General features: G+C 48.2%; 7 protein-coding genes and 2 pseudogenes. 2 read left to right on the forward strand and 7 right to left on the reverse strand.

All coding sequences use genetic code 11. The features are described 5' to 3' along the window. The first annotated feature begins 249 nt into the window (after positions 1–249). Entirely contained in the window at positions 250–711 is a 462-nt protein-coding gene (locus K0T92_RS03985) for a CBS domain-containing protein (protein WP_219871078.1), read from the forward strand. A 475-nt stretch (positions 712–1,186) separates the two neighbouring features. On the opposite strand, the gene K0T92_RS03990 is transcribed toward K0T92_RS03985, so the two are convergent. Both K0T92_RS03990 and K0T92_RS03995 read right to left on the reverse strand, forming a co-directional pair. After that, on the reverse strand, positions 1,187–1,936 hold the full coding sequence (locus K0T92_RS03990) for a MerR family transcriptional regulator (protein ID WP_219871079.1): 750 nt from the start codon (positions 1,934–1,936) through the stop codon (positions 1,187–1,189). A gap of 162 nt (positions 1,937–2,098) precedes the next feature. Further along, positions 2,099–2,554 (reverse strand): SRPBCC domain-containing protein, encoded by a 456-nt coding sequence (locus K0T92_RS03995; RefSeq protein ID WP_219871080.1) that lies wholly within the window; start codon positions 2,552–2,554, stop codon positions 2,099–2,101. A 336-nt stretch (positions 2,555–2,890) separates the two neighbouring features. Between K0T92_RS03995 and K0T92_RS04000 the strand changes: the two genes are divergently transcribed. Further along, positions 2,891–3,544, forward strand: a complete 654-nt coding sequence (locus K0T92_RS04000) for a transmembrane-type terpene cyclase (protein WP_219871081.1) — start codon at positions 2,891–2,893, stop codon at positions 3,542–3,544. Positions 3,545–3,888: 344 nt separating this feature from the next. On the opposite strand, the gene K0T92_RS24840 is transcribed toward K0T92_RS04000, so the two are convergent. From K0T92_RS24840 to K0T92_RS04025, 5 genes and pseudogenes are all read right to left on the reverse strand, one after another. After that, positions 3,889–9,537: an S-layer homology domain-containing protein gene (locus K0T92_RS24840; RefSeq protein WP_246627818.1), complete on the reverse strand. Its 5,649-nt coding sequence runs from the start codon at positions 9,535–9,537 to the stop codon at positions 3,889–3,891. Positions 9,538–10,488: 951 nt separating this feature from the next. Then, positions 10,489–10,860 (reverse strand): annotated as a pseudogene (locus K0T92_RS04010) (IS66 family transposase); the annotation flags it as partial. A 540-nt stretch (positions 10,861–11,400) separates the two neighbouring features. Continuing rightward, positions 11,401–12,339, reverse strand: a complete 939-nt coding sequence (locus tag K0T92_RS04015) for a DMT family transporter (protein WP_246627819.1) — start codon at positions 12,337–12,339, stop codon at positions 11,401–11,403. 47 nt (positions 12,340–12,386) lie between these two features. After that, entirely contained in the window at positions 12,387–12,527 is a 141-nt protein-coding gene (locus K0T92_RS24845) for a 2OG-Fe dioxygenase family protein (RefSeq protein ID WP_246627820.1), read from the reverse strand. Between the two features lie 47 nt (positions 12,528–12,574). Then, positions 12,575–13,003, reverse strand: a pseudogene (locus tag K0T92_RS04025) (IS66 family transposase); the annotation flags it as partial. Positions 13,004–13,049: the final 46 nt, after the last annotated feature.

Here is a 13,049-nt window from a genome sequence, read left to right on the forward strand (position 1 = left end):
CCTCCCAGCAATCGAATAAACTTAAGCTCCCGCCTCATCCGGCAGGAGGCTGAAAGAACCAATGAATCGCAATAATCAGGCCAAAATGTCGCAGACATCAGAGATCCGGCCCCTACTTCCGATTTAATCACTATATAAATAGGTTGTCAACCTATTTATATCAATAGTGCACATATAGTTAGGTTTACAACCTAATTATAATATGTTTTAATAGATCTAGATCGACTTCAAGCTGAGGAGAGTGATCGTATGCAAGCATTGGATATTATGATTGATCATGTGATTCATGTTCATGAGAAGGATACAATCCGTACTGTTCTGGACAAATTTATCGATCACGGCATCAGCGGCCTGCCCGTTGTGAATAATAGTAATGAAATTGTCGGCTATATTAGCGACGGAGATATCATGCAGTTTATCGGCAAGCACAAGGATATTGTTCTGGATGTCATCTTGCTGGTCAGCGTCATCAAGGGGGATCAGGATCAGTTTGAAGAAAGAGCCCGTAATATTCTCGCATTGAACGTCATGGAATTAGCGAATAAAAAGGTCATTAAAGTGAAGTGGAATGAGGAAATAGAGAATGTCGCTGCTGTTCTTGGGGAGAAGCGGATTAAAAAGCTTCCCGTTGAACGCGATGGCAAATTGGTTGGCATCATTAGCCGCGGGGATGTCATCCGAAACGCCTTCAAAGACCTGCTCCACAAATAACGGTGAAAAACGATGCCTCTTGTTAATAGCCATCATAATTTAGCTGCTTATAGGCAGAGGGCGTACCAGATTTTTGCGATGGTACGTCCTCTTACTTGGGAGTGATGCAGCGCTCCTTCTACTCCTCCGACTAAACGGCGGATATGCCTGCTAAAAGGCAGGTTTTTCCCCGTTCTGGCCTGCTGAAGACGAAATGCCTGCTGAAGCGCAGGCATTTCGTCTTATTAGCTCGAATTAGCCAAATTCCTCTGCATATTCCTGCACTTTCGCAGGCATTCTCCCATCTAAAGCTTCTTTTGGCCGAAATTCCTGCGCTTACGCAGGCTTCCCTCGCTTACTGACGAAGCTTCCTTCCTTCGCTTACCGATGAAGCTCCCCTCGTTTACTAACGAAGCCTCCTTCGTTTACTAACGAAATTCCTTCGCCCACTGGCGAGGATCATGCACAAACTCTAGTTCGAGCCCGCCCTCTTTCGTTAATTATCCGATACAAAAGCATCCGCGGCGGCTGCAACATAATAGGCCAGGCCCGTTTGCTGGTCTTCGAGCATCCGAAGATGAAAGTCATCCTGGAGAAAAAAACGAGTCTGAGCTGCGAAATCCGCAGCAGATATCCCATGCCCGTACCCATTAAGAAAGCTGATATGGCTGCTGATCAGTTCTTTTATTTGCGCATCATTATGTTTTATCCCTGTACTCAACGCATTTGCCATATCCTTCATGAAGGCGCCCGCTTCTACTGCCTGTTCATTCATCGCTCCAACATCAATCGAGGCCTCATCAAGCAAATCCACCTCATACGTCTGCTTCAAATACTCATTCTGACCGCTCATCGCTTCTTTCCATGCCGCTTCGCTCTCCAGTCCTTTAAACATGTCCTGATTCTCCATTGCTACACCTCTCTCCGAATAATGAATAGATGTCCTCAACGTTTGAAGGATCGTTTCCAGCCTTTGCTGACGATTCAGCAGAAGCTTCTCTTGCTGCAGTAGAATAGATTTTCGTTCCGGTTGCCCCTCCAGCAGCTCTTTAATTGTCTCTAGCGGGAAATCCAATTCTCTGTAGAACAGAATCTGCTGCAGCCGCTCAAGTTCTTTCGTCCCATACAACCGGTACCCGGATTCGCTGATCTCACAGGGCAGTAGAAGACCGATCCTGTGATAATGATGAAGCGTTTTGATCGTGACATTGGAAATGGACGATACCTCTTTCACCGTGTGCAGCATGGGGATTCACCTCCTTCTCCATCCAATCTAAAGCCTCCCCCAAGAGGAGAGTCAAGTCTTCAGCCTGTAAATTGTGCGTATAAAAAAAGTATTCCACACCCGAAGCAGTGACGGAATACTTTATGAATGCATCGTATATGCTCAGGATGACCTCAGCAAAGCTCAGCAAAGCTCAGCAAAGCTCTTGATAGCATCTACATAGGACGAAGCAGGATATTCTGCCTTCGCATGCTCATAACCGGGGTTGCCCGGGGACCAGGCACAGGTCAATACCAAACGAGTGGCATCGCCATCAGGGATCAGCTTGAAGGTCATATTGCAGCGTACGGTTTCGTGATTCTCATTGTAAGCCGGGGCAGGATGCTGCTCATAGGAAAATTCAACATACGGCTCATAATGCCGCACAAATCCATAGACATGCAAGGTGTTGTCTCCATCCGGGCCCTGACCGCGAAATTCAATCCGAGCACCCGGCTCGAAGGTTGACTCCATGCTGCACCCGAACAAAGTCGCCTTGGACCCTTCCGAGGTAGCTACTGCAGCCCATACCCGCTCCGGCTTCGCAGTAATCCGTATCTCATACGTTAAACTGTTGCCACCATGTTCATTCGTACTCACTGTTCCACATCCTGACTATGATTTGATGATCATGAATGATTAATGCAGGCGGCGATGTAATTGTTAGCCAATTATTCTGCTTGTTCCAAAGTAACACGAACAGAATAAGTATTTCAATCCTTAGTTCTACATGAGCCTTAATGTAGAAGAGATCCTGACCTTATCCCTGCCATCGAGGCGTGCTCCCGAAGTGACTGACAGCGCCCCGGCGAGCCTCGCAACCAGAAGGTTGACTCCGTATGGTCTACATGGATGGCTTGTTTCATATACATAGACAGGCTTCAATATATGTTTTTGAAGGGTGACCATTTTCTGAAAGGATGCGATTGCCGCCATATGGAGCATCTTCTGCCGCTAAAAGTACAGTATCTACTGCTATTTGGGGTAGCCTTGTTCTGGACTATCGTCTATATTCTCATCATTTATAAAGGGTTCCGGGATCGTGTTTGTGGAATGCCCCTGGCGGCCATATGCGCCAACATTACATGGGAGTTTCTGTTCACCTTTTGCCTGCCCTTTCATCCTCTTCAGCAGCTCGTAACCTTGATATGGTTTTTGCTGGACTGCATCATACTGCTCCAATTCCTCGCCTATTCCAAAGGCCTCTATCCGAAGCGCACACTTTATGCTGCCGTCTCGACCTTGCTGCTCATCGCTTTACTGCTGCATTATGGAATGAGCGTTGAGTTTAACGATACAATGGGTGTTTACTCCGCCTTCGGCATCAATTTGATGATGTCCCTGCTCTTCATACGAATGCTGCTGATCAAAGAGCTGCAAGGCCAATCACTAGCTATCGCTTATTTCAAAATGATAGGCACACTTTGTGCCTCCATCCTCTGCTATTCGTTCTATCCGCAATCCATTCTACTAATGATTATGTATGTTCTCATATTTGCGCTTGATATGCTGTATATCCTGCTCATCTATAGCAAATCCATTACAGTTGTTCATAAGCGAGCAGCACTGCCTCCTCTGACCAAGTCATAACTATTATTTGTTTGAGCCCCTTTGCCTAGGGCATTCGCGCGGGGCACAATTCTGAATCCGGTACGGGACTGGAAACCTTGAGCATTCCTGCGAAACTGCAGGTTTTGTCTCGTTCCGGGTAGTGTCCAGACCGAATGCCTGCCAAAGTGCAGGAATCTCGCCGTATTTGCTCCTATCCAACTCTTTCCGCCTCATATTCCTGCATTTACGCAGGCATTCCGCCTTCAACGGCCTTTTTTGACTAGAATTCCTGCTCTTACGCAGGCTTCCCTCTCTATCAACCGCGAGTAATAAAGGGGCTGCCCCGAAAAATCGGAACAACCCCTTTATGTTTTGAACTGCTTTTATATCAGCTCGGATTTTTGGAGCAATCGCTCGATAATTGCAGCGACCTCGGCTCTTGTGATATACGCTTTCGGGGCAAGCACGGATTCGCTTCTTCCCGTTATGATGCCTGCTGTAACACTATCGACAAGACTGCTTACGGCCCAGACAGACACTTCCGCACGATCCGCATACGAACGCAGCAGTTGCTCCGCCGCTTGCTCTGGAAGCTTGTCTTTCAAGCCGGTGAGCTTCATCGCTCTGTCGATAATGACCATCGCCTGCTCCCGTGTAATTTTGTCGCTTGGACGGAACGTCCCGTCCTCGAAGCCGCTAATCAGATCGTAGGCATACGCTGTTTGAACTGCGCTGCTGTACCAATCTGTTGATTGCACGTCCGAATAAGGCGCTGCCGCCTCTTCCGGTTTAAGTCCCAATCCTCGAACGACGATTGCAGTGAATTCAGCGCGGGTAATATCACGATTCGGGCTAAATACGCCATTGCCAGTACCCTCTATTACCATTCGCGATCCCATATTGTTGACTGCTTTTTTCGCCCAATGGTTGGCTACATCACTGAATTCCAGCGGATGCCAGACAACGGAATACAGGCTGTTTGTCAAACTGCTGATTTTTGCGTAATGCTTGCCATCTATGATGATGACTTTGGTCGGTACATGGCGTACGGTGCCGTCCTGATCTACGACAATACCTGTTGTGATTTTGTCCGCATCCACTCCGTCCGGTATTGCAATCAATCGCTCTACATAAAGATTGAATTTGGACACTTCAATAACATTGTCCTTGTAAACGCCTCTTACTGTAAAATCAACCGAAGGCGCAACAATGGCAAATTGGCCTTTTGCCGCCGAGCTCTCGATCACTTTTACCTGCTCTTCATTCGGAGCAGCTATTTCAATCTGAATCTTAATATCTTCAAGCGCAACAGATTCTCCAAGCTGAGAAGAGATCGTCTTGATATCAATCTGCTGTGCAGGCAGCATATAGGTCGCTTGTTCTGTCTTGATTTCTACGACTGCCTGTTTTTGTTCCATGTTGCTGATTATTTGACCGTTCAACTCACCGATTGTGATATCGGTTTTGGTATTCAACGGGATCGTAATGACCGCTTTCGGCCCTTCGGCTTCGAGCTTCGAATCCAGCTTCTTCTGATCGACCGCAACGGTTGTTACTGAACGATTGTTACTCGTGCTTGTTGTGGCCGTGCCTGCATTTTCTTTTTTGCCATTGACCAGCACATCCACTCCATTGGACTGCGGCGGTGTACTTACATCTGGTGTCGACGGCTGTGTCGGTGGTGTGTAGGTTGTTGCATTTACGGTCACTTTTGACACGCTGCTCGTTACTGTTGCTGTCTTGCTGCCTGTTGCGTTATTGTCCGTGTTCGTGATGACAACGTAATAGTATGTCGTGCCTGCCGTTGAGGTTGGCGGTGCATACGTAGCGCTCGTCGCTCCGTTAATCAACGTGCCGCCCGTGTTACTGTTCGTTGTGTTGCTATACCATTGGTAGCTCAGCGTACCGCTGCCGCTTGCTGCTGCCGTTACGCTTAGCGTAACAGTATCTCCTGTATTCGCTGTCCGATCCGTCAATCCCGTGCTAATGCTCGGCGTGGAAGCATGAGTCAGCGCATTAACCGTTACTTTTGCCGCACTGCTCGTTGCTGTTGCTGTCTTGCTGCCTGTTGCGTTGTTGTTCGTGTTCGTGATGACAACATAATAGTAAGTTGTTCCAACCGCTGAGCTTGATGGCTCATACGTGGCGCTCGTCGCTCCGTTAATCGAATCGCCGCCAGTGTTGCTGTTCGTCGAATTGCTGTACCACTGGTAGCTCAGCGTGCCGCTGCCGCTTGCTGTTGCCGTTACACTTAGCGTAACAGTATCTCCTGTATTCGCTGTCCGATCCGTCAATCCCGTGCTAATGCTCGGCGTGGAAGCATGAGTCAGCGCATTAACCGTTACTTTTGCCGCACTGCTCGTTACTGTTGCTGTCTTGCTGCCTGTTGCGTTGTTGTCCGTGTTTGTGATGACAACGTAATAGTACGTTGTTCCAACCGCTGACGTTGACGGCTCATACGTGGCGCTCGTCGCTCCGTTAATCGAATCGCCGCCCGTGTTGCTGTTCGTCGAATTGCTGTACCACTGGTAGCTCAGCGTGCCGCTGCCGCTTGCTGTTGCCGTTACACTTAGCGTAACGCCGCTCTCTCCTTGATTAGCGGTCACATCGGCTGGTTCTCCGCTGATGCTTGGCGTGGTAGCATGAGTCAACGCATTCACCGTTACTTTTGCCGCGCTGCTCGTTGCTGTTGCTGTTTTGTTACCCGTCATGCTGTTGTCGGTATTCGTGATGACAACATAATAGTATGTCGTGCCTACCGCTGACGTTGACGGCTCATACGTGGCGCTCGTCGCTCCGTTAATCGAATCGCCGCCCGTGTTGCTGTTCGTCGAATTGCTATACCATTGGTAGCTCAGCGTGCCGCTGCCGCTTGCTGCTGCCGTTACGCTCAGCGTAACGCCGCTCTCTCCGTGATTAGCGGTCACATCGGCTGGTTCTCCGCTGATGCTTGGCGTGGTAGCATGAGTCAGCGCATTAACCGTTACTTTTGCCGCGCTGCTTGTTGATGTTGCTGTCTTGTTGCCTGTCGCGTTGTTGTCCGTGTTCGTGATGACAACATAATAGTATGTCGTGCCAACCGCTGACGTTGACGGCTCATATGTTGCGCTCGTCGCTCCGTTGATCGAATCGCCGCCAGTGTTGCTGTTCGTCGAATTGCTATACCATTGGTAGCTCAGCGTGCCGCTGCCGCTTGCTGCTGCCGTTACGCTCAGCGTAACGCCGCTCTCTCCTTGATCAGCAGTAACATCGACTGGTTCTCCGCTGATGCTTGGCGTGGTAGCATGAGTCAACGCATTAACCGTTACTTTTGCCGCACTGCTCGTTGCTGTTGCTGTTTTGTTACCCGTCATGCTGTTGTCGGTATTCGTGATGACAACATAATAGTATGTTGTACCAACCGCTGACGTTGACGGCTCATATGTTGCGCTCGTCGCTCCGTTAATCGAATCGCCGCCCGTGTTGCTGTTCGTCGAATTGCTATACCATTGGTAGCTCAGCGTACCGCTTCCGCTTGCTGCTGCCGTTACGCTCAGCGTAACGCCGCTCTCTCCGTGATTAGCGGTCACATCCGCTGGTTCTCCGCTGATGCTTGGCGTAGTAGCATGAGTCAGCGCATTAACCGTTACTTTTGCCGCGCTGCTCGTTGCTGTTGCTGTTTTGTTACCCGTCATGCTGTTGTCCGTGTTCGTGATGACAACATAATAGTATGTTGTACCAACCGCTGACGTTGACGGCTCATACGTAGCGCTCGTCGCTCCGTTAATCGAATCGCCGCCCGTGTTGCTGTTCGTCGAATTGCTATACCACTGGTAGCTCAGCGTTCCGCTGCCGCTTGCTGTTGCCGTTACGCTTAGCGTAACGCCGCTCTCTCCTTGATTAGCGGTAGCATCGACTGGCTCTCCGCTGATGCTTGGCGTGGTAGCATGAGTCAGCGCATTAACCGTTACTTTTGCCGCGCTGCTCGTTGCTGTTGCTGTTTTGTTACCCGTCATGCTGTTGTCGGTATTCGTGATGACAACATAATAGTAAGTTGTTCCAACCGCTGACGTTGACGGCTCATATGTTGCGCTCATCGCTCCGTTAATCGAATCGCCGCCCGTGTTGCTGTTCGTCGAATTGCTATACCACTGGTAGCTCAGTGTTCCGCTGCCGCTTGCTGCTGCCGTTACGCTCAGCGTAACACCGCTCTCTCCTTGATTAGCGGTAACATCGGCTGGTTCTCCGCTGATGCTTGGCGTGGAAGCGTGAGTCAGCGCGTTGACCGTCAAGGCTGCGCCATTTGATGCGGCCGCAGGTGATGTACTGCCAGTTGCAACCGCCCGATACATGTAGCCGTTCATAGCTGCTGTAGCGCCTGTAATCGTTAATGTCGCCGTGGTAGCCCCGCTGTACACCGAATCATTGCTAATATTCATATAACCCATACCCGTATCAACTTGCCATTGATAGGATGAAGCATTGGATGCGCTAATCGAAAAGGTTGTGTTGCCTCCCTCTACAATAGACGTGTTGCTTGGATGCGCTTGAATAGCCGGAGCCGGCAGCGCATTTGTAGTAAAAGTCTGGTCGCTGCCATAGCTTGTCCCTGCGCTATTAACAGCTACCACCCTGAAATGATAGATCGTGCCCGGCGATAAATTGGCAAGCTCTGCCGAGGAAGCTGTGCTCCCTGAGCCCGCAGTGATCGTTGCGCCAACAGTTGCTGCAATCGTGCTTCCGTAGCTCGCTGATGTTCCATATTCGAAGCTGACCGTTGTATCCGCCCCGTTATCGTTGACAGTTCCGTTCAACTGAGCAGCGGTTGCGGTTACGCCGGTTGCGGCCCCCGAAACGGCTGCAGGAGCCACAGGGCCTGGCACTCCTCCGGACATACCGGTCAAATACAGTTTGTTCGTCGCGTCATTATACAAGCCGAAGCCAGAATTATACCCGGAGAAGAGGAAATAAGAATAAGTCACAAATTCCGTAAAAGGATCAGAATCAAGCAGCGTCCAATCTTGTACCAACGAGCCGTCATTGCCGATAATCTGGCCCGATAACCTGTAATCGTCCGACACTTTGTAAAGGATGAAGCCGCCTTCCATCATGGGAACCATTCCCATCAGGTAGTCGCTGCCCACACCGTTGATCGAGAAGTCGCTTCCTGCGGCCGCTCCATCGTCTGCAATAATTCTGAGCTTCAGTTCGCCTGCCGCATCTTTAAACATGACAGCGTAATTGCCATTGGACAGAGAGATATTGGAAGAATAAGCCGAATTGGTATATTTGGGTGCAAAAATGAAGTGGTTGTAGCCGTTGATCGTTTTTTGCGTGCCATCATTGTTGTAGATAACGGCGTAATAGTTGTTGCTGTTGTAGGCATGATACGTAATCAAAAAGGTTCCGTTGTTGTTCGCCGCAACCGAGTGTGAATATGAAGAACCGTAACCGGACAAGCCTTCTCTTGTTCCTGTTTTATCAATGGACACCGGAGAGGTTACCGCATTACCTTGCGCATCGAATATACGCATTAAATAATCGTCGCCCGCATGCTGCCAAATAAAAGCGATGTTGCCGTCCGAAAGCTTCGCGCCTCCGGTGTAGCAGTTGTAAGAAGCCGTTTGGGTGCTGATATTCGTCGGACCTTTGACAAGACTTCCATCCGAATCGAGAATCATAAACTGAAACAAGTTGCCCGTGTTATTGTCGCAGCCGTTGCTGGTTCCTTCCCACGTAATAGCCGCCTTCCCGTTATCCAAGGCATAAACGTTGAAAAGACTGACATTATACGCCCGCGCTCCCAGGATCGTGCTAAGGTTCGTATCGGAGAGAACAGTGCCGGAATAGTCCAATACTTTGTAAAAGTACGTCGTATTCGCGCTGGTTGCCCAATTGTCGGTAGAAACAGAGTAGAGAACCCCCGTCTTGCCGTCCGGCAGTCCTACATTCGTCATCACATAGCTGTCGCTTGTAGAGGCCAGCACATTATTGATGACATGGGCTGAATTACGGTCAATCGTTGCCGCGAAGGCGGCGTTTGATAAAGACAAACAGAGCATAACCAAAATCAGGAAACAACTTAAATTTCGTTTTACGTTTTTCATAGATGTAGTTCTCCTTCTCATGTTGGACTCAACGGCGGGTTCTGTGGAGATAAAACGGGCACATTCTCATAACAAGACATAGCAAATAATTGCTAGCAACTTATTATATATCGGCTAAATAAGAGTATATTATTAGTTTTTAAGACCTATTGAAAAAAATAAAAATAGAATATTACCGATTCCCAACCCTACCGTCCTGCTCATCTATAGCAAATCCATTACAGTTGTTCACAAGCCAGCAGCACTGCCACCTCTGACCAAAAAATAACTATCATTCAGCGGCGAGCATGACGGGAGTAAAATTTAGTTTGAGCCCCTTGCCTACGGCATTCGTGCGGGGCACGATTCTGAATCCGGCACCGGACTGGAAGCCTTGAACATTCCTGCGAGAATACAGTTTTTGTCTCCTTTCAGCCTGCTCAAGACAGAATGCCTGCCAAAGTGCAGGAATTTCGCCGCATTTGCTCCTATCCAGCACTTTCCGCCTCATATTCCTGCATTTACGCAGGCATTTCACCTTCAACGGCCTTTTTTGACTAGAATTCCTGCTCTTACGCAGGCTTCCCTCTTTATCAACCGTGAGTGATGAAGTCGGTAACCGGTGCATGCTTGAAGTCTAGCTTATATTAACGTGGGAGTACTGCCATTTTATACATTGAAATTGCCGGAAAACCCGCAGGATTTTCTCACAGCATGTTTGGATGTACCTTAGCCACTTAATTCAATCCACCGCTCCGCGTGGGAGCGACAAATGCAGAAAACGAGAAAAGAAAGGCATCGAGAGATTTCAATCCACGCTCCCGCATGGGGAGCGACCAGGCCCTTCATTTCACTTTCAACGTAAGCGTCAAATAGCCCCCACCTTGTAACGAATATGAGGGCTCAGATAAGCTGTTATTAAGATTTGAATACTCGGCAGGTCAATGGAATCGTTGACGACCATGGAAGCAGATTGTCCAGTGCTTCTAGATCTTTCGGATCGGGAAGCTGCGGGAGTTGCTCGAACAGGTGCATCAAGTACTTAAACGGGTTTAGTCCGTTCTCCTTTGCCGTTTCGATCACGCTGTAGATGATTACGCTGGCCTTCGCTCCGCGAGGTGTGTTGGCGAACAGCCAGTTCTTTCGCCCGATGACAAACGGCTTGATCGCCCGTTCGCTGCGAATGTTGTCGATCTCCAGTCGTCCGTCTTGTAAGAAGGCGATCAGCTTGTCCCATTGATTCAAGCTGTAGGTAATTGCTTGTCCAAGTAAACTTTTGGGCAATGTACGAGATCGCTCGCTGCTGACGTAGCCATACCAAATAAGAATCCAGAACGGTCCTCCCGCTTACTTCATGTTCGATTGGCAGGATGCATGGAATTCCGTCAAGAAGCTAGAAGCACTTAAGCCACAAGCTGCCATAACCGGGCACGGTGTACCCATGTTTGGGAATCAGCTGCTGCAAGGACTTGCCCGCCTGGCACAGAATTTCGATCGAATCGCCATACCGAAGGACAACAGTTACGTTACCTAGAGCTCTCCACTCCCTACATTAACGAGACAATGCGTGTACATCATGTAAGTATATGCCTAACCAAAAGGTGTCTTTATGGCGGTATCCCCTTCGCTCAGTTGAAGAATAAATTGAACAAGTCGGTCCTGAGTCGAAGGGATATCGTCATTAAGGCTCGGATTATGCGTGATCACAGCTTTAAGAAAAACGGCTTCGCCGTCCTTGGGACGGTTGCAGACGTTTGTATCGTGCTGTCAGATATTACGTTTAGATGATCCCCTTTGCTAATATTCAGCAATATTTTCAAAGTCGTTCTTTCAGGGTGTTGAGTATTTAAGTCTACGGTCTAGCAAATAACGTCCCCAGAACGTTGCTCCTACTATGCATATTCCGCCAAGCCAGTTTATCGACGTGAGAATTTCGCCTCCTATTAATGTTGCAAAGAATGCACCAAACACAGGCTCCATTCCCATCAGCAAACCAACTCGTGTAGGCGACGTTCTTCGAATGAACACCATCTGGGCAAAGAAAGCAAAAATCGTACAAAACAAAGCTAAATACAACGTAAGCAACCAAAATTCCAAGGATTGGTGGATGTGAAATAAGGATGTCCCTTCAGCGGAAAGACTGAATACTCCAGATAATACAGCAACTACACCCAATTGAATAACCGTTAATGCGCTGCTGTCCAGAACTTTCCCCTCTGTCATTTTTTTGGTGAAGGTCATCTGTGTGGCTCTTAGAAGTGCAGCTCCAAGAATTAGAGAATCTCCTATATTAAATAAAATGGTGTCCTTGAAGGTTAAGAGCCCCGTTCCAATAATAGACAAACCAACCGCCATAAAGAAAGTGAAACCCGTAAACTTCTTGTTCACAATCCAATCCAATATAGGTGTTAATATAAGAGTCAGACTTATAATAAAAGCTGAATTTGAGGCTGAGGTGTAATGAATTCCCCATGTTTCAAAAGAAAAAATGGAAAACAAAAATAAGCCGAATATCACACCGGTTATCCATGTTTCCGAGGAAGCCTTCTTTAAATTCCTCCATGTAAAAGGCAGCATAATGAGAACAGTCAGTAAGAAACGGTAAAATAAAAACATAAATGGCTCGTAATTATTCAAAACCGTTTTGGCGGTGATATAACTTGATCCCCAGGCTAAAGCCACTAGTAGTAAAATAATATCTGCTGCCCAAGGAAAGTTGTTTATATGAAAACGACTTTTGGGCTTACGTATAACTTCGCTGTTTGGCAATTGTTTTTCTCCCCTCAAACTAGCACATTACCCTTTACACTTATAGGTCATTGCTCTTTTGTAAATGCAACAACAAGAACATCGCGATACCCTTGCTCGCCATTTTTATCTACTTGCACAGGAGTTACACCATGCATCGTTTTATTATCATCTGCAATTAATATATCTAGCGGATTCGTAAGCGTCAAATAGCCCCCACCCTTGTAACGAATATGAGGGCTCAGATAAGCTGTTATTAAGATTTGAATACTCGGCAGGTCAATGGAATCGTTGACGACCATGGAAGCAGATTGTCCAGTGCTTCTGGATCTTTCGGATCGGGAAGCTGCGGGAGTTGCTCCAACAGGTGCATCAAGTACTTAAACGGGTTTAGTCCGTTCTCCTTTGCCGTTTCGATCACGCTGTAGATGATTGCGCTGGCCTTCGCTCCGCGAGGTGTGTTGGCGAACAGCCAGTTCTTTCGCCCGATGACAAACGGCTTGATCGCCCGTTCGCTGCGATTGTTGTCGATCTCCAGTCGTCCGTCTTGTAAGAAGGCGATCAGCTTGTCCCATTGATTCAAGCTGTAGGTAATTGCTTGTCCAAGTAAACTTTTGGGCAATGTACGAGATCGCTGCTGACGTTTCTGTTCCAGATCTTCTATTGTAAGTGGGGAATTCGATTGAGTATCCATACCTTAGATTTTCGCTGAAAAGCCTCCTATTCCTGCC

This window comes from Paenibacillus oenotherae (assembly GCF_019443105.1).
GTDB classification, from domain to species: Bacteria; Bacillota; Bacilli; order Paenibacillales; family Paenibacillaceae; genus Paenibacillus_Z; species Paenibacillus_Z oenotherae.